The 24,425-nt window shown below is 73.8% G+C and carries 17 protein-coding genes; 12 read left to right on the top strand and 5 right to left on the bottom strand.

Annotated elements, in window-relative coordinates; genetic code table 11:
• Positions 1–40: 40 nt before the first annotated feature.
• The 4 genes from ACFY4B_RS37420 to ACFY4B_RS37405 are packed head-to-tail and all read left to right on the top strand — an operon-like array spanning position 41 to position 2,987.
• Positions 41–703 carry a hydrolase gene (locus tag ACFY4B_RS37420; RefSeq protein ID WP_049653335.1) on the top strand — a complete coding sequence of 221 codons (663 nt, stop codon included), beginning with the start codon at positions 41–43 and terminating at the stop codon, positions 701–703.
• Positions 704–753: 50 nt separating this feature from the next.
• On the top strand, positions 754–1,278 hold the full coding sequence (locus tag ACFY4B_RS37415) for a DoxX family protein (RefSeq protein WP_387975569.1): 525 nt from the start codon (positions 754–756) through the stop codon (positions 1,276–1,278).
• Positions 1,259–1,996 carry a YoaK family protein gene (locus ACFY4B_RS37410; protein WP_387975566.1) on the top strand — a complete coding sequence of 246 codons (738 nt, stop codon included), beginning with the start codon at positions 1,259–1,261 and terminating at the stop codon, positions 1,994–1,996. The genes ACFY4B_RS37415 and ACFY4B_RS37410 overlap by 20 nt, the downstream gene beginning before the upstream one ends.
• Positions 1,997–2,051: 55 nt before the next feature.
• Entirely contained in the window at positions 2,052–2,987 is a 936-nt protein-coding gene (locus ACFY4B_RS37405) for a VOC family protein (RefSeq protein ID WP_387975563.1), read from the top strand.
• A gap of 16 nt (positions 2,988–3,003) precedes the next feature.
• On the opposite strand, the gene ACFY4B_RS37400 is transcribed toward ACFY4B_RS37405, so the two are convergent.
• The 3 genes from ACFY4B_RS37400 to ACFY4B_RS37390 form a co-directional block, all read right to left on the bottom strand.
• Positions 3,004–4,047, bottom strand: coding sequence for a helix-turn-helix domain-containing protein (locus ACFY4B_RS37400; RefSeq protein ID WP_387975561.1), 1,044 nt, complete (start codon positions 4,045–4,047; stop codon positions 3,004–3,006).
• Between the two features lie 86 nt (positions 4,048–4,133).
• Positions 4,134–5,102, bottom strand: a complete 969-nt coding sequence (locus ACFY4B_RS37395; RefSeq protein ID WP_387975558.1) for a helix-turn-helix domain-containing protein — start codon at positions 5,100–5,102, stop codon at positions 4,134–4,136.
• 61 nt (positions 5,103–5,163) lie between these two features.
• Positions 5,164–7,947, bottom strand: coding sequence for a BREX system ATP-binding domain-containing protein (locus ACFY4B_RS37390; protein WP_387975555.1), 2,784 nt, complete (start codon positions 7,945–7,947; stop codon positions 5,164–5,166).
• Between the two features lie 336 nt (positions 7,948–8,283).
• Here ACFY4B_RS37390 and ACFY4B_RS37385 point away from each other — a divergent pair, with 336 nt between their 5' ends.
• The 6 genes from ACFY4B_RS37385 to ACFY4B_RS37360 all read left to right on the top strand — a co-directional run bounded on the left by ACFY4B_RS37385 (position 8,284) and on the right by ACFY4B_RS37360 (position 20,457).
• On the top strand, positions 8,284–9,279 hold the full coding sequence (locus ACFY4B_RS37385; protein WP_387975552.1) for a hypothetical protein: 996 nt from the start codon (positions 8,284–8,286) through the stop codon (positions 9,277–9,279).
• Positions 9,279–10,631 (top strand): cytochrome P450, encoded by a 1,353-nt coding sequence (locus tag ACFY4B_RS37380; protein ID WP_387975549.1) that lies wholly within the window; start codon positions 9,279–9,281, stop codon positions 10,629–10,631. Before ACFY4B_RS37385 ends, ACFY4B_RS37380 begins: the two co-directional genes overlap by 1 nt.
• Positions 10,632–10,871: 240 nt before the next feature.
• Positions 10,872–12,020 (top strand): serine hydrolase domain-containing protein, encoded by a 1,149-nt coding sequence (locus ACFY4B_RS37375; RefSeq protein WP_387975546.1) that lies wholly within the window; start codon positions 10,872–10,874, stop codon positions 12,018–12,020.
• Between the two features lie 504 nt (positions 12,021–12,524).
• A complete protein-coding gene (locus ACFY4B_RS37370) occupies positions 12,525–17,408 on the top strand; it encodes a hypothetical protein (protein ID WP_387975544.1) in 4,884 nt (1,627 codons plus the stop codon).
• 85 nt (positions 17,409–17,493) lie between these two features.
• A complete protein-coding gene (locus tag ACFY4B_RS37365) occupies positions 17,494–18,510 on the top strand; it encodes a ribosome-inactivating family protein (RefSeq protein ID WP_387975542.1) in 1,017 nt (338 codons plus the stop codon).
• 132 nt (positions 18,511–18,642) lie between these two features.
• Positions 18,643–20,457 carry an amidohydrolase gene (locus ACFY4B_RS37360; protein WP_387975540.1) on the top strand — a complete coding sequence of 605 codons (1,815 nt, stop codon included), beginning with the start codon at positions 18,643–18,645 and terminating at the stop codon, positions 20,455–20,457.
• Positions 20,458–20,542: 85 nt separating this feature from the next.
• On the opposite strand, the gene ACFY4B_RS37355 is transcribed toward ACFY4B_RS37360, so the two are convergent.
• On the bottom strand, positions 20,543–21,538 hold the full coding sequence (locus ACFY4B_RS37355; protein WP_387975537.1) for a TauD/TfdA family dioxygenase: 996 nt from the start codon (positions 21,536–21,538) through the stop codon (positions 20,543–20,545).
• A gap of 41 nt (positions 21,539–21,579) precedes the next feature.
• Positions 21,580–22,566, bottom strand: coding sequence for a hypothetical protein (locus ACFY4B_RS37350; protein WP_387975535.1), 987 nt, complete (start codon positions 22,564–22,566; stop codon positions 21,580–21,582).
• A gap of 258 nt (positions 22,567–22,824) precedes the next feature.
• Here ACFY4B_RS37350 and ACFY4B_RS37345 point away from each other — a divergent pair, with 258 nt between their 5' ends.
• Together ACFY4B_RS37345 and ACFY4B_RS37340 are read left to right on the top strand one after the other, a co-directional pair.
• Positions 22,825–22,965 carry a hypothetical protein gene (locus ACFY4B_RS37345; protein WP_387975532.1) on the top strand — a complete coding sequence of 47 codons (141 nt, stop codon included), beginning with the start codon at positions 22,825–22,827 and terminating at the stop codon, positions 22,963–22,965.
• Positions 22,966–23,081: 116 nt separating this feature from the next.
• Positions 23,082–24,254 (top strand): serine hydrolase domain-containing protein, encoded by a 1,173-nt coding sequence (locus tag ACFY4B_RS37340; protein ID WP_387975530.1) that lies wholly within the window; start codon positions 23,082–23,084, stop codon positions 24,252–24,254.
• The last annotated feature ends 171 nt before the right edge of the window (positions 24,255–24,425 follow it).

Here is a 24,425-nt window from a genome sequence, read left to right as displayed (position 1 = left end):
GCGAAGGACCCTGTCCCACCGCACCGAAGGGAACCCCGTCATGGTCGACCTCACCCAGGTCAGCGCCACCCCCAGCCCCGACCTGCTCACCCCCGACAACGCCGTGGTGCTGTTCGTGGACCACCAGCCGCAGATGTTCTTCGGCACCGGCAGCGGCGACCGCACCGCGATCGTCAACGCCACCGTCGGCCTCGCCAAGGCCGCCCGGGCCTTCGACGTGCCGACCGTCCTGACCACCGTCGCCGCCGAGTCCTTCTCCGGCCCACTGCTGCCGCAGCTGGCGGCGGTCTTCCCCAAGGCCGAGGTCCTCGACCGCACCTCGATGAACGCCTGGGAGGACGAGGCGGTCGTCGAGGCGGTCAAGGCCACCGGCCGCGGCAAGGTCGTGATAGCCGGGCTGTGGACCGAGGTCTGCCTGGTCCTGCCGGTGCTGTCCATGATCGACCAGGGCTACGAGGTCTACGTCGTCACCGACGCCTCCGGCGGCGTCTCCCCGCAGGCCCACGAGCACGCCGTCCAGCGGATGACCCAGGCCGGTGCGGTGCCCGTCACCTGGGTGCAGGTCCTGCTCGAACTCCAGCGTGACTGGGCCCGGACGGAGACGTACGGCGTGGTCACGGACATCGTCAAGGAGCACGGCGGCGCGTACGGCCTCGGGATCGTCTACGCCCAGGCCTTCCTCGGCGAGCACGCCGCGGGCTGAGCCGGCACCGCACAAGAAGCACGGGAACCAGGGACCAGGAACAGGACACGATGGATACCGGACTGCTGATCCTCCGCGTGGTGGTGGGCCTGCTCATCGCCGGGCACGGAGTACAGAAGGTGAGCCACCGCCTCGGGGGCCACGGCCTCGCCGGCGGGACGGCGGAGTTCCGCCACGACGGCTTCCGCGGCGGGACGCCCACCGCGCTCGCCGCGGGCGCCGGGCAGATCGGTTCGGGCCTGTTCCTGGCCCTGGGCGCGCTCACCCCGCCGGCGGCCATGGTCGCCATGGGGGTGATGACGGTGGCGATCACCGTCAAACTGCCGCACGGGCTCTGGGTGCAGGACGACGGCTACGAGTACCCGCTGGTCCTGGTCGTCGTCACCGGGGCGCTCGCCCTCACCGGCCCGGGCCGGTGGTCCGTCGACCACGCCGTCGGCCTGACCGCCTGGCCGCTCTGGATCTCCGTCGCGGCCGTCGTGCTCGGCCCCGCCAGCGGACTGCTCACCCGGGCCGTCCTGCACCGCCCGGCCACGCCCGAAGGAGCCACCGCCGTTGCGCGCCCTGCTGACTGACGCCCTGCGGACGCTCGCCCCGCCGCGCACCGACCGGCACGGACCGCTGCCGCCGCTGATGCTGCTGCTGACGGTGGCCACCGGCGTGGTCGACGCGGTGAGCTACCTCGGCCTCGGGCACGTCTTCGTGGCGAACATGACCGGCAACGTGGTCTTCCTCGGCTTCGCCCTCGCGGGCGCCTCCGGCCTGTCGGCCACGGCCTCACTGGTCTCGCTCGCGGCCTTCCTGACCGGCGCGCTCTGCGGCGGACGGCTCGCCGGCCGGACCGCCGACCACCGCGGGCGCCTGCTGGCCCTGACCGCCTGCGTCCAGACCGCCCTGACCGCCGGCGCCGCCGTCACCGCCGCGCTCGCGGACGGCGCCGGCGCCCGCTACGCCCTGATCGTCCTGCTGGGCCTGGGCATGGGCCTGCAGAACGCGGTGGCCCGGCGGCTCGCCGTACCCGACCTGACCACCACCGTCCTCACCCTCACCCTGACCGGCCTCGCCTCCGACTCGGCCCCGGCCGGGGGCACCGCGCCGCGGCCGGGGCGCCGGATCCTCTCCGCCCTGGCGATGCTGCTCGGCGGCCTCGCGGGCGCGGTCCTGGTCCTGCACGGGCGGACCGCCACCGCCCTCGCCCTGGCCGCCCTGCTGCTCCTGGGCACGGCGCTGGCCGCCCACCGGCTCTCGGCCGCCCACGGGCCCGACGCGCCCTGGGCCGCGCCGGCGGCCTGACCACCGCACCGACACTCCGAGCACCCGCACCGACCACGACCGGGAGGTCACCCCCGTGCAACGCCCCCTGACCCGACGCCTCACCCGACGCCTGGTCCCGCTGGTGGCGGCGGTCGCCGCACTGGCGGCCGTCCCCACCGCCGCGCCCGCCCAGGGCACCCAGGCCGCGCCGGCCGCCGGGCACCGACAGTTCGCCGTCGGCCCCCAGTACGACTCCACCCACGTGTACGTCGAGCCGGGCACCGAGCAGGCCTTCGCGGCCAGTTGGGTGGCCACCTTCGGCGGGAGCACGATCGGGCCGAACGCCACCCAGGTGACCCCCACGCCCAGCCGGACGCTCTCCGAACTGGTCGTCTCCCCGGTGGGCACCCTCTCGGTGTTCGACTACACCACGCCCGTCCCGTACCCCTTCGGCACCGAGCGCACCGGCTGGCTGGTCACCGACCTCGACCAGGCGGTCCGCGCCGCCCGCGCCGACGGGGCCGCCGTCACCGTGGCCCCGTTCGCCGACCCGATCGGCCGGGACGCCGTCGTCCAGTTCCCCGGCGGCGTCAACGCCCAGCTGTACGTCCACACCACCCCGCCGTCCTACCCCGGGCTCGCCAGCGTGCCGGAGAACCGGCTCTACCTGTCACCGGACGCGGTGGGCGCCTTCCTGCACAGCTTCCTCGCCTTCACCGACGGCCGGATCGTCTCCGACGACCGCCGGGCCGACGGCGCCGCGATCGGACTGCCCGGCACCGCCTACCGGCTGCTGCGCCTCACCTCCGGCTTCGGCACCACGACGGTCGCCGTGACGGACGGCCACCTGCCGTACCCCTTCGGCCGGGAGCTCACCGGCTACGGCGTGGCGGACCTCGGCGCCACCCTGGAGCGGGCGAAGGCCGCCGGCGCGTCGGTGCTGTCCGGCCCGGTCCGGGCGGGCGACCGGGACAGCGCGATGGTGCGGTTCCCCGGCGGCTACGTCGCGGAGCTGCACGGCGACCGGTGACCCGGCCCGGGGGCGGTCACACCGCGATGCCGTACCCCTCCGGGCGGGCCGCGCCTCCCTGGGCGAAGCCCGCCCGGGCGCACGCCTGCCACTCGCGCGGCGAGACCCCGTAGGCGGCCCGGAAGGCCCGGCTGAAGTGACTGGCGCTCACGAAGCCCCACCGCCCGGCGACCGCCGCCACGGTCGCCGGGCCACCCGTCGGACCGGTCGCCGGACGGGCCGCCGTACGGGCGAGGTCCCGGCGGCACGCGTCCAACCGCTGGCGCCGGATCCAGCGGGTCACCGTCACCCCCTCGAAGCCGAACAGCTTGTGCAGGTACCGCACGGACACGTGGTGGGCCTCGGCGATCCGCTCCGGCGAGAGCTCCGGGTCCCCCAGGTGCCGCAGGATGTGGTCCTTCATCCGGGCCAGGGTGGCCAGGGCCGCCTCGGGCGCCTCCGGTACGGACCGGCCGCGGCGTTCGTGCGCGAGCACCGCGAGCAGGTCGAGCGCCGTGGTGGCGAGCCAGGCGGCCGCCGGCGGCTCCATGCTCCCGGCCGAGCGGGAGAGGCAGTCCAGGTAGGCGCCCACCAGGCGGGCGGTGTCGTCCTCGCGGGTGTCGAAGGCCGTCGCCGTGAGCACCCGCAGGTCCTCCTCGGTGACCCCGACGGCCGAGCGCGGCCAGTGGAAGGCCGTGAAGAGGAACGGCTCCGGCAGGTCCTTGGTGAACGGCCGCCCGGCGTCGGAGATCGCGAAGGTGCCCGGGCGCAGCTCCACCTGGCGGCCGTCCTGGAGCAGCCGGGCGGTGCCGCGGTGCTGGAGCGCCAGGGTGAGGTGGTCCTCGCCACCGCGGGCGATCAGCCGGGCGCTGCGCTCGACCCGCTGCGGGCCGGCCCGGACCAGGGAGACCTGGGCGGCGCCCAGCCGGTGGCTGGTGATCGTCGCGGGCGCGGGCGCGTCCTCGCGCAGGACGACGTCGAGCGGGATGAAGGTACGGGAGACCGCCTCGTGCCAGTACTCGGCGCGGTCGGCGGCCGGCACCCCGGCGGTGTCGAGGACGGCGGACGGGACGACGGACATCTGTGCTCCTGTTCGGTCTGCGGGCCCGACCGCGCCGGGTCGCGCCTCGGCGGCGGTGGCCCAAGTCGTGCTGGTTCGGCGGCTCGTCAGCAGGCCCCGTCGTTCCCGAGCGAGCGCCAGTCGCGCGGCGAGACCCCGTACGCGGCGCGGAAGGCCCGGCTGAAGTGCGCCGGGTTGACGAAGCCCCAGCGCTGGGCGACCGCCGACACGGTCGGGGCGGTCCGGCCGCGGCGGCCCAGTTCGCGGGCGCAGGCCTCCAGGCGGCGCTGCCGGACGAGCCGGCTCACCGTCACTCCCTCGTGCTCGAAGAGCCGGTGCAGGTACCGCACCGAGATCCGGTGGGCGTACGCGATCCGCTCGGGCGTCAGCTCCGGGTCGCCCAGCCGCTGGTCGATGTACTCCCGCACCCGCCGGACCAGGTGCTCGTTCGGGCCGTCGGGGCCGACACTGCCGGGGCCGTCCGCCGCCAGCTGGACGACCAGCGCGCTCACCAGGTCGGCGACCCGCCCGGCCAGCTGGTCCCCAACCGGGCCGGGGTAGGAGTGCGCGGAGGCGGCCAGGGTGCCGAGGAAGGGCCCCAGCACCGGCCCGCAGCCGTCCGCCGGGCCGACGGCCGTACCCGCCGCGTGCCGCAGGTCGCGCTCCGACACGCCCACCATCCGGCGCGGCAGTTGGAACAGGTGGGTGCGGAAGCGCCCCGGGTACTCGACGGCGAACGGCCGCCCGGCGTCGTACAGGACGAGCCCGCCCGGCGGCACCTCCGCGCGGCGCCCGTCCTGCTCCAGCACGGCCCGGCCGGACTCCTGCACCCCGACCCCGACCTGCGGCTCGGTGCGCGGGGCCGGGGCGATCAGGTCGGCGCTACGGGAGAACCGGGCGGTGTCCCCGTCCAGGGTGGAGATCCGCACGTAGCCGAGCCGGTGCGACACCGGGAGCCCGTCGGACGGCCGCCCGGTGAGCGGGTGCGCCCCCGCCGGAACCGGCGCCGCCGGAGCGCCCCGGAACGCGGCCTTCCCCTCGTCCACGACCGCCCCGGCCGTCCCCCGCACACCCATCTGACCGTCCTCCCGTCGAAGCCCTGCGCGACTCAGCCTGGACTTCGACGGCGACGGCCCGTTAGGTCATCTGACTGCCTGGTTCGACAGCGGTCGGAGGAGCCGCCGCTCCGCCGACTCGGCCGCCGTCGAGGGCGTGGGCGAGCGCGGCCCGCGAGGTGATGCCGAGCTTCGGGAAGATCCGGTACAGGTGGGCCCCGACGGTGCGGGGCGACAGCTGGAGCTCCCGGCCGATCTCCTTGTTCGTCAGGCCGGTCGCGGCCAGCCGGGCGATGCGCAGTTCATGGCCGGTCAGGCCGGACGGTCCGGCGGCCGGTCCGGCCGGCGGCAGGGCCGCGGAGTCCCCGGCGGCCCGCAGTTCCTCCTCGCACCACCGGGCCCAGGGGTCCGCCCGGAGGCGGCGGAACACGTGGTGGGCCGCGCGCAGCGGCTCCCGGGCCCCGGGGCGGTGGCGCCGGCGCAGCCACCCGCCGTGGGCGAGCCGCAGCCGGGCGAGGTCGAACGCCCACCGCTCGGCGCCCGGCACGGCGTACGCGGCGCGGTAGGCGGCGTCGGCCTCGTCGTCGTCGGCGGCCAGGGCGGTGGCGGCCGCGAAGAGGAAGGCGTGGCGGCCGGAGATCTCCGCCGAGCGCGCCGCGCGTCCGGCCGCGAGGTGAGCCCGGGCCTCCTCGTGCCGGCCGGTGTGCACGGCGGCCGTCACCAGGTCGAGGACCAGCGTGTGGTGCCAGGGCCGGCCGCCGGGCAGGTGTCCGGGCGGGGTGAGCTCGCAGAAGTGGGCGTACGCCTCCTCGTAGCGCCGGTGGGCGAGCGCGGCCAGGCCGCGCAGGTGGCTCAGGCGGTCGAGGACGTACCGCATCCGGGCGCGGGTGGCGGTCGGCCGGACGGCCTGTTCGATCTCCCGCAGGCCGTCCTCGTCGCCCCGGCCGGCCAGGAAGTGGGCGTGGTACAGGCGGAACACCAGGGCGTTGGTGCGGTAGCCGAGCTCCTCCGCGATCCCGGCCTCGCGCAGGCAGACGGCCGCCCGGTCCCAGTGCCCGAGCAGGAAGTCCTGGTGGCACCTGGCCTTGGCGACCGAGCCCTGGGTGGCGTAGCCGTGCAGCCCGGTGAAGCGGCGCCACAGGTCGCCCTCGGGGCAGTCGAGCGCCGAGGCGGTCCAGAGCAGGAGCCAGGCAGCACCGGCCTCCTGCTCCGCGCTGAGGTCCGCGGCCGCCGCCCGGAGCGCGGCGGCCGTGTCCGGGCCCGGGTCGGTCCAGGCGCGCAGGCAGAGCCTGCCCGCCTCGGAGACGTTCTCCCGGTGCCGTTCCAGGGCCTGCCAGGCCCAGGGGTCGTCCGTGTAGCTGGCGGCCAGGAGGAGTTTGAAGTAGGCCTGCTCGACCAGCCCGCCGAAGGATTCGGCGCCCGGCGCGGTCAGCGCGTCGAGGGCCGCGGGCAGCAGGGCGGAGGAGGACTCGAAGTCGACATGGTGGCTCTGGTCGACGTAGACCACCGCGTACGCGAACAGCGGGGCGGCGTCCTCGGGCACGGTGCTGGCCTTCAGGTCCTCCACCAGGGCCGCGGTGTGCCGCAGTTGCCCGCCGTGGGCGGACATCACCGCGGCCCAGGTGAGCCGGCGGGCGCGCTCGCAGGAGCTGGGGCTGAGGGTGGCGGCGCGTTCGAGCAGCAGCGCGCCCTCCGCGTCGCCGCCGCGCCGGGCGAGGTCGCGGCCGGCCTCCTGGAGGCGGTGCGCGAGGTCCTCGTCGGGCAGCAGCGCGGCGGCGGCCTCGTGGACCAGCCGCCGCGGGTCGCCCGGCGCGAGCGCGTCGGACAGCGCGCGGTGCGCCTCGCGGCGCGCGGTGTCGGAGGCCGCGGAGACGACGGCGGTGCGCACCAACGGGTGCCGGAACACCAGTTGCCCGGCCGGGTCGAGCCGGGCCAGCCCGTCGGCCTCGATCCGTTCCAGGATCTCCCGCGCGTTCTCGTCCGCGACCGCGCTCAGCCACTCGCCGCTGCCGAAGTCCGGACTGGCGGCCAAGGCGCCGAGCAGCAGCAGACGGCCGGCCTCCGGCGGCACCGCCCCCAGCCGTTCGGTGAACATCCGCTCCAGCTTCCGCCCCAGCGGCAGCCGCTCCGGCAGTGGCGCGGCCCCGCGCTGCTGGGCGGCCGCGAGCTGGCGCGGCAGCTCCACCAGCGCCAGCGCGTTCCCGGCCGCCTCCGCCAGCACCCGGTCCCTGGCGGGCGCGGCGAGTTCGGGGTAGCGGGAGCCCAGCAGCAGGGCCGCGTCCGTCCGGGGCAGCGCCCGCACGTCGACGGCCTCGGCGGACCAGAGCCGGGCGGCCAGCCCGTCCGGGCGGGTGGCGCCGACGATCACCACCCGCTGCTCGGCGCAGCGCCGGTGGAGGAAGGCGTAGACGGTCGCGCTCGACGAGTCGATCCAGTGCAGGTCGTCGAGGAGGAGCAGCGTCGGGGCGGCCCGCGCCGCCTCCTCCAGCAGGGCCAGCGCGGCGGCACCGACGGCGAGGCCGCTCGGGGCGCCGGGGCGGACGCCGAACGCGCTCTCCAGGGCCTCCCGCTGGTGGGCGGACAGCGCGGTGGAGCGCTGGAGCGGCGCCCAGAAGGCCTGGTGGAGGGCGCCGAACGCGAGGTCCGTCTCCGCCTCGGAGCCGACCGCGCGCAGGACGGTGAACCCCCGCTCGCGCGCCGCCCGTTCCACCCAGGCCAGCAGTGTGCTCTTGCCGACCCCCGCCTCACCGCGCAGCAGCACCGTGGAACCGCTCGCACCGTCCACGGCCTGGACCAGCGCCGCCGTCAGCAGCTCCGTCTCCCGCTGCCGGCCGACCAGGACCGGAACCCGCCCGCCGTCCACCACTCTCGTCCCCCTCGGGTTCTCACCGCCCACTCCCCGGGCACCCAAGGCTACAATCCGTCAACCCGCCCCGGCACTACGGCGGGTAGGCCCCCGGGCGCGCAGCGTGCCCAGCCCCTGCTCGGCCCCCGCTCCCGCCCGCCGGCCCATCGGTTCCCTCCCGGGACACCCCCCGTGCACGGACGCGCAACCGCCCCGGCTCCCGCCGCCGTAGCGTCATACGGCGCACCGGACCGGCGGTCCGCCGCGACCGCCTCACCTTCGGCGGCCACGCCGACCTCACCGGCTCCTTCCAGAACTGACCGGCCCCCCACACACCAGACGAAGGCCGACACACCCATGACCGATCCCCGCGACGGGCAGCCACCCAGCGCCCCGGACGACCTGTGGTGCCCCTTCCCCTCCCTGACGAACCCCCACGCCGAGCAGGCCGACCGGCAGAGCCTGGACTGGCTGGCGCGCCACCGGCTGCTGGACGGGCGCCACCGGCAGTCCGACCGGATCGGCCGCCAGCGCAGCGGCCACCTGGCCGCGCGGACCAACCCGGAGGTCTCCGCCGGGATGCTGCGCCTGCTGTCCGACTGGTACGTCTGGCTCTTCGCCTTCGACGACGGGTACTGCGAGGACCGCGAACGCGGCGCCGCCCCCGGGCCGTTGGCCCGTACGACCGCCCTCCTCGCCCGGGTGGTCGACCCCGAGCCGCCCGGCGACGAGCTGCCCGGACCGGCCGGTGCCTACGCGACGGCCCTGCGGGAGATCCGGGACCGGGTCGCCGCGCAGGCCTCGCCGTCCCAGCTGTTCCGGTGGGAGTGCACGGTCCGCGACTACCTCTCCGCCCAGGTCTGGGAGGCCGCCAACCGGGAGGCGGGCACCGTACCGGGCCTGGCCGAGTACGTGGCCATGCGCCGGCACGCCGGGGCGACGTACACCTGCCTCGCCCTGGTCGACCTCGCGGCCGGCGACGAAGTGCCGGCCGCGGAGGCGGACGGACCGTCGCTGCGCAGGCTCAGGGACCTCACGGCGAACCTGGTGAGCTGGGACAACGACCTGTACTCCCACGCCAAGGAGGCCGCCGGCGGCCAGGGCCGCCACAACCTGGTCGAGGTCCTCGCCCGCCACCACCGCTGCTCCCCAGCCGAGGCCCGACGGTCGGCCGTCGCCATGCGCGACGCCGAGATGCGCGCGTTCGTCGAACTGAGCCGGACCGTCCGCACGGACGGCAGCGACGCGGCCTCCGCGTACGCCCGCAGCCTCGGGCTGTGGCTGCGCGGGCACATCGACTGGTCGCGCGGCAGCTCCCGGTTCGACGTGCCGTCCCCCACGGCGAGGCACTGATGCGCGAGGACACCGCCCCGCCCGGCAGCGCGCCGCGCGCGCCCGGCCACCTGCCCCTGCTCGGCCACCTGCTCCCGCTGCTGACCAGCCCCGTGCCGTTCCTCCAGTCGCTCGCCGACCACGGCCCGGTGGTGCGGATCCACCTGTGGCGCAGGCCCGTTCACGTCCTCACCGACCCCGGGCTGGTCCACCGGCTGCTCGTCCAAGACGCCGCGAGGACCGAGAAGGGCTTCGTCTTCGACCAGGCCCGCGGCCTCCTGGGCAACGGCCTGTTCATCTCCGAGGGCGCGTTCCACCTCCGCCAGCGGCGCCTGGTGCAACCGGCCTTCCACCGCGACGGCATCCGCCGGTACGCCGCCCTGGCCGCGCGGCTGGCAGCGGCGGCGGTGTCCCGCTGGGAGACCGGGCGGCCCGCGCCGATCGAGCCGCGGATGCACGGACTCGCCCGGGACATCGTGGTCGAGGCACTGTTCGCCACCCGCCTGACCCCCGCCCAGAGGGCCCGGATCGACCGGGCCGTGCCCGTCGTCCTCACCGGCTTCGTCCAGCGGGCGCTCTACCCGTCGCCGCTGCTGGAGAAGCTGCCCGTACCGGCCAACCGGCGCTTCGACGCGGCGGTCCGGGACCTGCGCACCACCGTGGACGAGATCGTCGCCCGGGCCGCCGCCCCGCAGCAGGGCCCGGACGGCACCCTGCTCTCCCTGCTGCTGACCACCCGCGACGAGGAGACCGGCCTCACCATGCCACCGGCCCAGGTCAGGGACGAGGCCGTCTCGCTGCTCCTGGCCGGCACCGAGACGACCGCCACCACACTCGCCTGGCTCTTCCACGAACTCGCCCGGCACCAGGACCTCCAGGACGAGCTGAGCGAGGAGGTGCGCGCCGTCGCCCCCGACGGTGCCGTGTCCCCGGACGACCTGCCGCTCCTGGAACGCACGGGCCACGCGATCAGCGAGACCCTCCGCCTCCACACCCCCAACTGGATCCTGATGCGCCGGGCGACGGAGCCCCTCCGGTACGGCGGCGTCGTCCTGCCCCCGGGGGCGGAGATCCTCTTCAGCCCCACCGCGCTGCACCGCTCCCCGCTGCTACACCCCGACCCGTCGCGGTTCGACCCCGACCGCTGGCGCCAGCCCGCCGGCCACGCCCCACCCAGGCTGTCCATCCCCTTCGGCGCGGGCCGGCACAAGTGCGTCGGCGAGTCCTTCGCCTGGACCGAGATGCTCGTCGTCACCGCGGCCGTCCTCGCCCGTCTGCGACTCAGCCCGGCCACGGCCACCCCGCTCCGGGAGAGCGCGACCGCCGCCACCGTCCGCCCACGCGGCCCGCTGCTCGTCGCCGAACCCCGGTGATCCGCCGGCGGCCGGCGCGTGCGCGCAGGGGCAGGCCCCGGTGCCCGGGTACGACGACCGGCCGGCGGACGTGGCGGCGGTGGCCGTACTGCCGTGAACCCGTCATTCCTGCGGATACCGGGGGATAACCCCACCCACGACCGGGTGGGTAGCGGCATCGTCGCAGGTGGTCCGCTCCGGAGAGGGTTGGGGCAGCGGCGTGACCCGCCGGCTTCCTCGACAAGCAACCGGAGTTGATGCATGCGCAATCAGGCGCAGCAGACCGTCCACCCGTCCCGGCACCGGAAGGTCCTGGTGGCCGCGATGGCCGTCGGTGCCCTGACGACGGGGGTGCTGGCCCCGTCCGCGGCCTTCGCGGCACCGAAGCCGGACACCGTCCAGCAGGGCCTCGACGCACTGGTGCGGGACGACGGCATCGTCGGCACGCTGGCGAACGTCGAGAAGGGGCACGGCCGAGCCCGCGACTACACCGCCGGGGTGGGTGACCTGGCCACCGGGGCGAAGGTCCCGGTCGACGGTCAGGTGCGGATGGGCAGCAACACCAAGACGTTCACGGCGGTGGTCGTGCTCCAGCTGGTCGGAGAGGGGAAGATCGGCCTCGACGCGCCCGTCGAGACCTACCTGCCGGGCCTCGTCCGGGGGGACGGCATCGACGGGCGGAACATCACCGTCCGTCAGCTCCTCCAGCACACCAGCGGGCTCCCGGAGTACCTGCGGGGTGATGCCTCGTTCCACTACTACGAGCCGCGCGACCTCCTCGACAACGCACTGCGGTTCAAGGCCGACTTCGCCCCTGGCGACCGGTTCAACTACAGCAACACGAACTACCTCGTGGCCGGCCTGATCGTCCAACGGGTCACCGGCCGCCCGCTCGCGACGGAGATCGACCGCCGCATCGTCAAGCCCGTCGGCCTGCGCCACACCTATTTCCCCACCCCCGGCGACACGACCATCCGCGAGCCCCACCCCAAGGGCTACTACCGCGAAACCCCCGACGCACCCCTGCGCGACGTCACCGAGACGGACCCCTCCTTCGGCTGGGCCGCCGGCCAGATGATCTCCACCAACTCCGACCTCAACCACTTCTTCTCCGCACTCCTCCACGGCGGCCTCCTCCCACCCGCCCAGCTCGCCGAAATGAAGAAGACCGTCCCCGCCGAGGCCGTCGGCCCAGGCGCCGCCTACGGACTCGGCCTCGTGAGCAGGCCCCTGCCCTGCGGCGGCGGCCTCTACTGGGGCCACGGCGGCAGCTTCCCCGGCTACGAGACCCGCGGCGGCGTCACCGAGGACGGCAGCGCCGCGGCCAACATCGCCGTGACCTCCCGCCCGACCGACAAGGCCGCCCTGAGGCACGTCGAGAACGTCGTCGAAGCAGCCCTCTGCCGCTGAGGCCGCTCAGGCCGCTGCGCCCGGACAACACCGGCGTACGCACCGATGGTTCCGCGGCTCCAGTCTCCGGCCCGGGGCGGGGTACTCCCCCGCTCCGGGCCGGAGGCCGTCTACCCGGCAGCTCCGCGATGCCGAAGGGCCGCATCAGCCTCAGCGGGTCGGCGCACTCGAACGCCTCGTTGGCGAGCCGGTCCTGGCCGTCCGGCGTCACGCCCTCGGCCGGTCCGCCGGACGGAACCCGGACCGGGCAACGATCCGAGCGGACGCTCCCGCCGGGCGGAATCCGCACACGATTCGTACAGTGACAACTGCGGAGCGAGACCCCGCGTCCCCGCCATGGCGCAGCAGCGGTCCGGCTCGAACGGACCTGAGGCGGGACGCCGGCCGGCGCTGCCCATCAGAACCCGCCCTGCCGGAGCGAAGGACCGTGCCCACCCGCCGTTCCCCACCGGCTTCCGGTCACCCCTTCCCGCTGAGCAGTCCACACCGAGGAGCAGCAGGACGATGGCACGTACGGCAGCCACCAAGAGAACGGCGAGCGCCCGGCGGCGAGCGGGCGACACGGACGAGGCAAAGGTCGCCGATGCCTCGGTCAAGGCGGAGTTCCTCGGCGACGACACCCACATCGACCCCGGCTCTTCGAACAGCAAGGGGACCGTCTTCGAGAACGCCACGCTCGACTTGAGCCAGGGCACCGTGCAGCCTCCCGAACCGGTGGCGGGCGAGAAGGCGGTCCTCTCCTGGACGGTGACGAACCTCGGGCCCGACGACGTCACCTCCGCCGTCTGCGAGTACGACATGGGGGACGGTCTGAGCGAAGTCGACTTCACCATCGACGACAAGCGCGCCCCGGAGCACAAGCTGCCGCCCTTGAAGCGTGGCGAGAAAGCCGTGGTGGCCCTCACCGTGCAGATCGCACCGAACGCCGGCATCCCCCTGGGTGTCCTGTTCGGTGTCCACACCGCCGACGCGACGCCAAACCGGCAGACCATCGTGGACCCCGTGTCGAAGGTGGACCTCTCCCTGACGGGTGACTCCGCCGACGGCACGGTGCCGGCAGATCAACCCGTCAGTTTCCGTTGGAAGGTGGAGAGCCGAGGACCGTCCAGCGCAGAAATGGTGAGTGTACGGGCCGTCCTGCCTCCCGGGGTGCGCTTCGACTCCGCCTACGAGGACGAAGCCCCACAAACCAAGGGCACCCTACAAGCCGATGGCAGCGTCCTCTGGCAGCTCGGCTACCTGGACCCACCCCAATCGCGCACGGTGACGGTCAAGGCGAAGACCTCCCCGACCACACGGGACACCCTGGTCGCCACCGCCGTGGCGACCTTCAGCAGGCCGGACGGCTCTGGCAGTCCGGCAACCACCCCGCAGGTACCCGTCACCCTGAAGGTCCAGGAACTCGCCACGCTCACCTGCACAGCGGCCGCCGTCCCCCCGCAGACGGTCGCCGGGCGGGACGAGGTCACCTACACCTGGACCTTCCACAACGAGGGCCCCTCCGTCGTCCGGGGCCTCGCCGTCACCGCGACGCTGCCGGACGGTCTGGCTTTCGTCTCCGCCACTGACCACGGCACGCTCCAGAAGGGCGGCATCGTCAGCTGGGCGCTGCCCCCGGTCGAGTCCGGCGACACGTCCGTCGCCGTCACCGCGAAGGTCGACCCCGGGGCCCTCGGCCCGCTGACCGCCTCGGCGAAGGCCTCCGCCACGACCCTGGATGCCAAGACAAAGAAGCCGATCAAAGTCCCGGCGACCGAGGCGACCGTCACCGCCACCGCAGAGGCCGTGCTGTCGCTGCGCGCCGAAGCCACCGACCCGGCCCAGGTGGTGGCGGGTGACCGTGACCACCCCGCTGCCTTCCGGTGGACACTCACCAACAAGGGAAGTTCCACGGCGACCGGCGTCACCGCACGGGTCACCCTGCCGCCCGGCGCCACCTTCGTGTCCGCCACCCCGACAGCCACTGTCAAGGGCACGGACATCAGCTGGGATCTGGGCACCCTCCCGCCGAACCGCCCGGCCGACCTCACCCTCCGTGTCTGGCCCGCCCCGGAGGTTCGCGGCTCGCTCACCCTCAAGGCCGGCGCTGAGGCGCAGACACTCGACCCCCGCACCGGGAAGCCGGCCAGAACGCCCGAGGCACCGGCCACGGTCCAGGTGGCGGTGCAGGACCGACTCGAGATCATCGAGACCCGGTTCAGCCCGGACACGGTCCAGGAAGGCGACCAGCTTGCCCTGGCCTGGAATGTGAGGAACACCGGTCCGTCCCTGGCCCGCAACGTGACCCGTACGGTCAAGCTGCCGAGCGCCCTGAGCCTCGCCGACGGCCAGCAAGCCACCTATCCTCAGGAGGAGTTGGCGCCCGGCAAGGCCGGCGGATGGTTCACGGTCGTCACGACGGTCGGCCACACGCAGGACCACCAGGTCACCGTCACGGGCCTGTTCACCCGCGATGGCTCCACCGAGGCGACCAGCAAGGACATCACCATCCCCGTCAAACAGGGGAAGGGCAACTTCCGATTCCCCTTCGACTTCGGGCCCTTCGGCTTCCCGCCCCCGTTCGGCGGCGAAGGCAGCGGAAAGGACCACGACGAGTCGGACGACGATGACGACGACGAGAAGGACAAGACCACCACACTGAAGTTCACCAAGGCGAAAGCCGATCCGGAAACGGTCGACCCCGGCAAGTTCCTGACCTACTCCTGGACCCTCAAGAACACCGGTCGCAACGTCACCGCCAAGAACATCTACGTGTCGATCACCCTGCCCGCCGACGTCAAGCCGACGGAGGTTCACGGGCTGCCCGCTACCCCCACCCCCAAGATGATCATCGGCTACCTGGGTTCGCTCGCCCCGGGCAAGACCCAGGACTTCTCGGTGAAGACCCTCGTCGACGACGGTGCCACCGGCTCGCTGCCCGCCCGAGCGTACGCCTGTTCCGCACAGGCCCGCCCGGCCTGGAAGACCGCCGAGGCCACCGCCCGCGCCTCGTCCCAGCTGGACCTGACCGGGGCGGTAACCCCGAACCCCGCCGACGCCGGAAAGCGGATCACCTACCACTGGACGCTGGCCAACAAGGGGCCCTCCGACGCGTCCGGGCTCACCGTCCGGATCACCATGCCCGACCAGGTGTCCGACCCGAAGGGCCTGGTCACCGAAGGCGGATCGCAGACGGCACGTTGGGACGAGCCGAAGCGGCAGCTCGTCTTCGACTCCCTCGGCACGCTGTCGAACGGCCAGCAGCTGACCTTCGAGGCCACCGCCACCGTTCGCAAGGATGCCGCCGGCCCGCTGGAGGCGACCGCCCACGCCCAGGCCACCGACGCCGCCGACGCCAAGAACACCCTGACGGCCGAGGTCAAGGTCGCGTTGAGCCTCACCGGCGAGGCTGTCCCGCCTGCGGTGGTCGCCGGGCGCGACCTGACCTACGTGTGGACCCTCGCCCACGCCGGCGGGCCCGCCGCAGAGAAGATCGACCTCACCGCCGGCCTGCCGGCCTCCCTCACCTACCGCACTTCCTCCCACGGCGGAGCGACGTCGGACGGCAGAAGGGTCCAGTGGCCGCCGATCGATCTCAAGCCGGGCGAGCAGCGCACGGTCACGGTCACGGCCCTCGTCGACCCGGCCGCCAAGGACATCCCCGCCGTGACCGCCACCGCCAAGGCGGGCGACACCGCCAACGCCACGGGCCGGATCGGCTCGGTGCAGGTCACCCGGGCGAGCGCGCTCACGCTCAACGGCATCGGCACCCCCAGCCCGGTGACGGTGGGCGAACATGCCTCGCTCGTCTGGACGGTGGTCAACCGCGGCCCGTCGGTGGCCTCCGGCGCCGTCGCCGACCTCACGCTGCCACCCGAACTGAGCAATCCCAAGATCACCGTCTCGAACGGCAGGAAGGCGCCCGTCCAGGCCAGTCCGACATCCCTGCCCGACCTCAAGCCCGGCCTGTCCGTCACCGTGACCGCCACCGGCACCACCACCGCCGACGACCTGACCCGGGCGCCGGGCACGGTGAGCGGACGGGCCGTGGTCAAGGAGGAGGGGCAGACTCCGGCCGACGCGGCCGCGCGGATCGAGATCGACTCCGACGCCGTCCTGACCCTCACCCCGGACCCGGACACCGCCGACCTCCGCACCTTCGATGCCGGTGCCACCGTCCCGTTCACCTGGACGGTCGCCAGAACCGGCACCTGCGCCACCGGCCCCGCCTCCCTCCAGGTCGCCCTGCCCCCGGAGCTCACCGTCACCGAGGCCCTGATCGACGGCCAGGCCCCGTCCTCGCTGTCGCAGAGCGACGGACACCTCACCCTCGGCCTCGACGGCCTCGCCACCGGGAAGCAGACCGTGCGGGTCACCTGCCGGGTGTCGCCCCGAGCTCCCGCCACCACGGCGAAAGGCCCCGATCCACTCGCCGTCACCGCACTGCTCTTCGCGGACGGCGCGAGCCCGGTCATCCACACCGCACGGCTGAACGTCACCGTCCGCAGCACCGTACGGATCAGCGCCTTCCAACTCCCCTACCCGGTCACCGCCGGCGGCGAGAGCGTCCTGGTCTGGTCCCTCGGCAACGACGGGCCCTCCAGCGCCCGGGACACCTCGTTCGTCCTGACGCTCCCGAAGGACTTCGCCTTCCTGGACGCCACCGTCGACACCGCCCCGCGCAGCGGCACCGTCGATCCGGCGCACCCCGGCCGGTGGACCGTTCCCGTGGGAGAGCTCGCACCGGGCGAGGCCGCGCAGATCGCCGTACGGGTCGCCGTCTCCCCCGACCCGGCCGGCCCGAAGGCCGCCGTCACCCGGTCCGCCACCGTCGGCACCACGACCGGTCTGGCCTCCGGCAGCGACCCCGTGCCCATCGGCAGCACCGCGCAGGTCGCGATCACCACGACGGTCTCTCCCCCCGCACCCCTGGTCGGCGACAACGTCACCTACGTCTGGAACCTCACCAACACGGGCCAGAGCACCGTACGCGGGGCCACCTTCGAGGTCACCGTGACGGGCGAAGGGTTCGTCCCCGACCACGGATCCACCGTCGCCAAGGTCACCCCGTCCGAGGACGGGAAATCCCTCACCGTCGTCTTCGTCGTCCCCGCGCTCGCGCCGGTGGCCGAGCAGACGTTCACCCTGGTCGGGAAGGCCACCACGGCCGTCATTCTGGTGGCCATGCCCGTGGTCAAGGACGGGACGGGCAAAGCCCTCCAGCCTCCGGGCCCTGAGAAGCGCACGCAGGTCGGCCGCATCACCACGCCCCCGCGTACGACACGGACCTCCCGCACCGCGCCTCGCCCGACGGACGCGAAGCCCCGCCGGGCCGCAGCCAAGCGCACGACGCCCGCCAAACGCACGGCGGCGCCCGCCGGGCGACGCAAGCGCCTCCCCGCTTCCTGAACCGCCCTCCGGCCGCACCCGGTCGCGCGCAGCCCCCTCGCCTCCGACCCGCGCGGGCCCGTCGGGCCCCGAAGGAAGTCTCCCCATGCCTAAGTCGTCCGTCCTTGCCATCGGCCTCGCGGCCGTGTCCCTGGCCGCCTGCTCCGGCGCTCCGACCGCCGACCCACAGGCAGCACCGCAAGCGCCGCTGCTCCCCGCGCTCCTGGAATTCGGGGGGCCGCAGTGGGAACGCGCGGGCGCCTATGCCGCCTACATCGCGTCGATCCGCGACGCCGTGGCGCCCGCTGCTGACGTGGAGACCTCCGTCGGCATGCGAAGGCTGCACGTCAGCCCGTCTATTCAGCAGAAGGTGGTGGACGCCAAACCCAAGAATCCCAAGTCATACACGACGGAGGACTTCGTCGGGATCCGGATCACCAGCCGCGACCAGTCGCAGCACATCACCTTCCTGATGCGCAAGGACGACCTCTACGTCATCGGCCTGTACAACGAGGACAAGAACAGCTACATCCGATTCGAAAAACCCCAGCAGAATTGGCGCGACTATCCCTTCCCTGCCGATCGGACCGGCAGCTGGACGAAGGGCACGCAATACCCCAAGCTCTGCGAAAAGATCAGCTCTGGAAGGCTGGAGATAACGGACAACAGCCTGAACAGCGCGGTCAAGGAATTCGCCGACAAGGGCAACGGAGCTGACGGAGCATCCCTGTGCCAACCGGCCGTTCTCTTCGCCGAAGCCGCACGGTTCGCCCCGATCACCGAAGCGGTCCAGGCCGGATGGCCACAGGCCGGCAAGGCCACCACCCTGAACACAGACCTGCTGAACTACATGACGAATTGGTCCGATATGTCGAAGTATGCCTTCTGGAAACCGGCGCAGAAGAGCTCCCGGGGAGAGAAGGACAGATTCGGCGCCAATGACTTCAACGTCGGCCCGCAGGAACCCCCGCAGTACGTCCACCGCACGGCGGTGAAGCCGATCGTGTTCGAGGTCGTCAGCGTCTACAACGGCAACGGCAGCAGAGCGGGGCGATGCGGCGGGGTGTTCGTCGCGGACAAGAAGGGAGACGGCCCTTGCGCGCCCGCACCCGGCGACTCCTGATGGTCCACCTCACTAGCCGTACCTGCCCCAGCGCCGTACCCGAGCAGCGTTCAGATTCAGATTCATGTTCACACCCCGATAGCCACGGGTAGGCAGCGGATCACCGAACGTAGGCAGCGGAAGGGAACCGGAATGAGCGGTCAGCCGGGAGTGACGACGGACGCCGGCGATGTCCAGGCTGCGGCACCGTACGACGAGGCCGATGTCATCTTCCACGGCGGTGAGATCGTGACGGCGGCCGCCGACTCCCAGGAGTCCGATCCCCGTCCCGAGGCGGTGGCCGTCAAGGACGGAGTCATCGTCCACGTCGGCGACTACCAGGAGGCCGTCGACCGCTGGCAGGGCCCGCGGACGAAGGTGCGGGACCTCGCCGGGCGCGCGCTGCTGCCCGGGTTCATCGACGCCCACGGCCACCTGGGCGGCATCGGGCTGCAGGCCACCCTCGCCAACCTGCTGGCCGCCCCCGACGGCGACGTCACGGACATCGACTCGCTCCTGAACAAGCTGCGCGCGTGGGCGAAGACACCGGTGGGCGCCTTCTCCAAGTGGATCATCGGGTTCGGCTACGACGACGCCATGCTCGCCGAAGGCCGGCACCCCACCCGCGAGGATCTCGACAAGGTGTCCACCACCCGGCCGGTGCTGGCCATCCACCAGTCCTTCCACCTCGGGGCCGTGAACAGCCGGGGCCTGCGGGAGTTGGGCTACACCAGGGCCACCGCCGACCCGGACGGCGGCGTCATCCGACGCCAACCCGGCCCCGTGGCCCGGCCGTTCGGCGAACCCAACGGCGTCCTGGAGGAGACGGCCTTCAGTCCGGCCTCCGAAAAGGCCACCGAGGGGCTGCCGTTGACCGCGATGGCCGCCCTCTTCAGCAAGGGCGTGGCGTCGGCCGCGAGCTTCGGCTTCACGACCGTCCAGGAGGGCGGCGCCACACTGAAGAACCTGAAGGCCCTGCGGGACGCCGCGGCCCTCAAACCCTTCAAGATCGACGTCGTCGCCTACGCACGGGCCGACGAGGCCACGGCCTCACCGGAGCCGGACCCGGTCGGCGTGAGCCAGGAGTACCACCGCGGCGTGCGCGCTGCCGGCGTCAAGATGTACCTGGACGGATCCCCTCAAGGCCGCACGGCCTGGCTCACCAGGCCATACGAGGAGCGGCCGGAAGGCACTCCCGAGGGCTACTCCGGCTACCCCACCATCGAGGACCCCAAGGTCGTCCTGGACCAGGTGAGCACCGCGTACGCCAGGGGCTGGCAGGTGCTGGCGCACGTCAACGGGGACGCCGCGATCGACCAGTTCATCGAGGCGGTCCGGACCGCCTCCGCCGAGGTCGAGCCCGCCGACGCCGACCGGCGGACGGTGGCGATCCACGCCCAGACCGCCCGCGAGGAGCAGATCGAGGACTTCGCCCACCTGGGCGTCATCCCGTCCTTCTTCTCCATGCACACATACTACTGGGGCGACTGGTACCGCAAGACCGTCCTCGGGCCGGAGCGGGCCGCCACCATCTCCCCCGCCCGCTGGGCCGTGGACCGGGGGATGGTCTACACCTCGCACCACGACGCCCCGGTGGCCCTGCCCAACTCGATCGCCATCCTCTCCAGCCAGGTCACCCGCCGCACCCGCACCGACCAGGTCGTCCTAGGGCCCGAGCAGTGCGTGTCGGCGTTGGACGCGGTCAAGTCCATCACCATCCACGCCGCCCACCAGTACTTCGAGCAGGACCGCAAGGGCAGCATCGAGGTCGGCAAGCTCGCCGACCTGGTGATCCTCTCCGCGAACCCGCTGACGGTCCCGCCGGAGGAGATCAAGGACATCGCCGTCGCTGAGACCATCAAGAAGGGCACCACCATCCACCCCGCCACCGCGGCCGGCACCGACGGCGACGCCTCCGAGGCCGGACTCGAGGCCCCGACGGACTACCAGTGGCACGGCTGCTGCTGACATCGCGTCCCGGGCTGCGGCCACCCAGGGCCTCCGGGCTCGGGTGGCCGCACCGTACGTGCCGTTCGCGGCAGGCGGGGGCCGGTCAGCGGGCGAGGACGTGGCCGTCGTCGGGTCGGTGGTCGCGGGAGCGGCGCAGGTCGGCGGTGACGTAGGTGCGTTGCAGCCAGCGGTCCGCCCCGTCGTAGCGGGGCCGGAAGGCGGTACGGCCGTGGACGGTGACGCGGTTGTCGATGACGACCAGGTCGCCGGGGGCCAGGCGCAGGGTGCGGGCGGTCGCCTCGCAGGCCCGGCCGAACGCGGCCAGCGCGGCGGCGGCCCGAGGGGTGAGCGGGGTGGTGACGAGTTGGGCCATGCGGATGTCAGGGTCCTCGGCCGCGCCCGACAGCACCGGTCGGGGTTCGGCTCCGGCCCCGCTCGCGGCGTCGGGGCCGAAGGAGGGCGGCGGCGTGGTGCGGAACTCCGGTGCGGACAGGGCCTCCCGCTCGGCCGGGGTGAGGAGGGGCAGTGCCTGGCGGATGCCGGCGACGCGCATCCCGGCGGTCCGGTCGTGGTCGGCGCGCAGGCACAGGAAGACCACGTAGTCCGGCGGGTGGGGGTGGAAGCCGTTCTCGGTGTGGAAGGACAGCGGCACCGATCCGGCGTTGCCGTGGAAGGCTTCCTGCCCGGGCACGGGCACGACGTCCTGCACCAGGGCCCCCGACTTCTCTGCCAGGTAGGCGAGCGGCTCGCCGAGCCCGCAGGCCACCATGGTGAGCAGCGCGGCCGGGACGGTCGCCTGCCGCTGGACCGAGCCGGGTACGGCCGGGGTCGGGGGCAGGGCCGCCCGGTCGACGGGCAGGCCGCCGATCACCAGGGTGCCGCGCGGGCCGGAGTGCCGGCGGAACCGGCGCACCGCCCGGCGCAGCGGCAGCGGGAGTTCGTCCCAGGCGTCCCGGGCCCGTGCCACCCATGCGGGGCTGTCGACCTGGTCGCCCCCGTCGGCGGACAGGGTCCGGGCCAGTCGCTCGCACGTGTCGGCGTCGGCCGGGCCCAGGTTCCAGTCCGCGGCGGCGGCGGTGTTGTCGGTGGTGCCGGGCATCGGTTCTCCTGCCGGGGGTGTGGACGGGCGGACGCGCGGACTCACGAGTGGCGCAGGCCGGCCACGGCGTCGGCGACGTAGTGGTCCCCGAATCGGATCAGGGGGGCGTACTGGGCCGCGCGGCGGTGGCGCATCTGCCGTAGTTCGGCGACGGCGTTGTCGGGGCCCTCGGGCCGCTGGGCGATGGAACGGCGCAGCCGGACCATCGCGTACGCGAGGGTGACGTGCCGTTCGGCGTCCACGATGTCGGCTTCCAGGAGGGCGTCCCGCGCCTCGGCCAACTCGGGCTCGCGGTCCGCCAGTTGCTCGTAGGATTCGGGGACCAGCGTCAGCAGGTCCTTCATCGCCGCCCGGAAGAGCTTGTACCCGCGGTGCTGGCGCCCGCTGAGCGGGATGTCCGTCGACGGCGGCGCCATGGTCCGGCGGATCGCGGCCATGTAGTAGTCGGCCGGGATCGTACTGGCGTGGTTCATGGCCGCGGGGAAGCCGCGCACGTACTCCGTCGCGTCCGCCAGCCGCCCCAGCGCGGCATCGCCGTCACCGTCGCGCAGGTGGCGGGTGGCGTCGGCCACGGCGACCGCGGCGCAGACGTTGAACAGCACGTGGACCTGGTGCCCGATGAGCCAGCGTGCGCTCCACGCGCGCTCCAACGACGGCCCCGCACCGGGCTCCGGGACGGCCGGCGCCGGAACGGGCCCGGATTCGGTGCCCGGCGCGACTCCGGTGAGGTCGAGCACCGACCGCCGCATCCCGGCCAGCTCCAGCGCCAGGTCGGCACCCGACAGCGGAGCCTCGCAGAGGTCCTCCAGGCCGCGGTGGACGACCAACAGGCCGTGCAGGGCGGCCTGCTGGTCCGACAGCTCCACCTCGCGGACCCGGAAGTACGACTGGCTGGTCGACTCCGCCGGCACGTCCTCGCCCGCCAGGGCCGGAGCCAGCGCCGCCAGCGCGGCCACCACCCCGCCCGCTGCCGCGGCGGCCTGCCGCAGCGCGGCGGTCCGCTCGACCGGTCCGGCATGGGTGGCCACCCCGGCCAGCACGCGCGCGGCCCGTCCCGCCTCAGCGGCGACCCGCGGCCCCAGCACCGGGTCGGGCCGCCCGCCCCGGGGCTCACGGAAGACAGCGACAGGAGGATGACCGGCGACCGGCGACAAGCCCATGGTTGGGATAGCTTGCCAGGAACACGCCACACGAAACCCTGATCCGCACCTCGACTCGCCTTCCGCGCACCGACGTTGGAAGCCCGGCCGGCGAGAATCGACGGCCTGACCCCTACCCCGAACCAAGTGTCCGACGCACCGCGGCGCTCCTGCACCCACCCCGCAGAGGTCGCCGACGCCATCGCCGGGCCGAACCTCCGCGGCGACGGCGCCACGGTCGTCCGCTCCCGCCGCCTGGTCGCACTGTCCGCCCCAGCAACCTGGTGACCTGCGGTTTCCTCACCGGAACGGGGCAAGCGCCGGCGGGTCACCCCGCATGCGGGGCGGTGGCACCTCTGTTTGACTGAGGACGGATGATCCCCACCCCGAGAGGGAGCACGCCCATGCCCGTGGCCACCGGAAGAGGCCCGGCCACCCTCGCCGCCGTGGCCGCCGCACTCCTGACCGCGCTCCTGCCGGTCCCGGCGTCCCCAGCGGCCGCCGCCGCACCGGCCGACGGGGCCGGCCGGCCGGAGCACGCACGGACCCGGGCCGCGATGGAGCGGGCGGTACGGGACGGTGCGCCCGGGGTCCTCGTCACCGTGGCCGAGGGCGAAGGCCGATGGGTGGGAACGGCAGGGGTGGCGGACCGCAGGACGGGACGCCCGCCCCGTCCGGCGGACCACTTCCGGGTGGGCAGCATCACCAAGACGTTCACGGCCGTGCTCGTGCTCCAGCTGGAGGCGGAGGGGCGGCTCGGCATCGACGACACCGTGGAGAAGTGGCTGCCGGGCCTGGTCCGGGGCCACGGCCACGACGGCCGCCGCATCACCGTCCGGCAGCTGCTGAACCACACCAGCGGTGTGTACAACTACCTCAACGACCCTGCCCTGCACCAGATCGGGCCGATCTGGCTCGAGCACCTGCACGACACCTGGACACCCGAGGAACTCCTGGCCGTCGCGATGTCGAAGCCGCCCACGGCCCAGCCCGGCGAGAGGTTCGTGTACTCCAACACCAACTACCTCCTGGCCGCGATGATCGTGGAGCGGATCACCGGCAGCTCCTACGAGCACGAGCTGCGCCGTCGCATCATCGACCCGCTCCACCTGCGGGGCACCGACTCGCCCGGAACCCGCGAGTCGCTGCCCCGGCCGTCCGGCCGGGACTACTCCACCGCCCAGGTCCAGTTGCCCCCGCCGGGCGTCGACGTCACGGAGTTCAACCCCTCGGCGATCCGCGCCAGCGGCGAGATCATCAGCACGGCCGACGACCTCGACCGCTTCTACCGCGCCCTGCTCACCGGCCGGCTGCTGCCTCAGGCGCAGCTGCGGGAGATGACCACCACCGTGCCCGCCGGCATCGACGACCAGGGCCTCGGCATCGCCCGCATGACCACCTCCTGCGGGGTCGAGCTCTGGGGGTACCGCGGCGGCGGCTACGGCTTCGAGGCCCTCGCGGTCTCCACCCGCGACACCCGCCACCGGATGACCGTCTACTTCAACACCGACAGCCTCGCGCTCCAGGGCGCGGCGGCCCGGGACCTCGCCGACGCGGAGTTCTGCCGGCACTCATGACCCGGGGCCAGACGCGTACGCCTGGCGGTCACCCCCCACAGGCCGTGGTGGGGCCCCCCCCCGGGGGGGGGGGGGGCCCGGCCGGGGGGGCGCGGGGGGGGGCCCCCCGCGGGGGGGGGGGGGGGGGGGGCGGGCGGGCCGCGCGATGGTGCGCCCGGCCGCCCCGAGGGG

Origin of the sequence: Kitasatospora sp. NPDC001261 (assembly GCF_042896795.1) — a bacterium.
Taxonomy (GTDB): Bacteria; Actinomycetota; Actinomycetes; order Streptomycetales; family Streptomycetaceae; genus Kitasatospora.
This window is presented reverse-complemented; position numbering and strand designations above follow the sequence as displayed.

What these genes read in the sequence shown, in the direction of transcription:
- ACFY4B_RS37340 (WP_387975530.1), top strand. Translation starts at nt 23,082, where the DNA reads ATGCCCGTGGCCACCGGAAGAGGCCCGGCCACCCTCGCCGCCGTGGCC.
- ACFY4B_RS37415 (WP_387975569.1), top strand. Translation starts at nt 754, where the DNA reads ATGGATACCGGACTGCTGATCCTCCGCGTGGTGGTGGGCCTGCTCATC.
- ACFY4B_RS37365 (WP_387975542.1), top strand. Translation starts at nt 17,494, where the DNA reads ATGCCTAAGTCGTCCGTCCTTGCCATCGGCCTCGCGGCCGTGTCCCTG.
- ACFY4B_RS37355 (WP_387975537.1), bottom strand. Translation starts at nt 21,538, where the DNA reads ATGCCCGGCACCACCGACAACACCGCCGCCGCCGCGGACTGGAACCTG.
- ACFY4B_RS37380 (WP_387975549.1), top strand. Translation starts at nt 9,279, where the DNA reads ATGCGCGAGGACACCGCCCCGCCCGGCAGCGCGCCGCGCGCGCCCGGC.
- ACFY4B_RS37420 (WP_049653335.1), top strand. Translation starts at nt 41, where the DNA reads ATGGTCGACCTCACCCAGGTCAGCGCCACCCCCAGCCCCGACCTGCTC.
- ACFY4B_RS37370 (WP_387975544.1), top strand. Translation starts at nt 12,525, where the DNA reads ATGGCACGTACGGCAGCCACCAAGAGAACGGCGAGCGCCCGGCGGCGA.
- ACFY4B_RS37385 (WP_387975552.1), top strand. Translation starts at nt 8,284, where the DNA reads ATGACCGATCCCCGCGACGGGCAGCCACCCAGCGCCCCGGACGACCTG.
- ACFY4B_RS37360 (WP_387975540.1), top strand. Translation starts at nt 18,643, where the DNA reads ATGAGCGGTCAGCCGGGAGTGACGACGGACGCCGGCGATGTCCAGGCT.
- ACFY4B_RS37400 (WP_387975561.1), bottom strand. Translation starts at nt 4,047, where the DNA reads ATGTCCGTCGTCCCGTCCGCCGTCCTCGACACCGCCGGGGTGCCGGCC.
- ACFY4B_RS37395 (WP_387975558.1), bottom strand. Translation starts at nt 5,102, where the DNA reads ATGGGTGTGCGGGGGACGGCCGGGGCGGTCGTGGACGAGGGGAAGGCC.
- ACFY4B_RS37375 (WP_387975546.1), top strand. Translation starts at nt 10,872, where the DNA reads ATGCGCAATCAGGCGCAGCAGACCGTCCACCCGTCCCGGCACCGGAAG.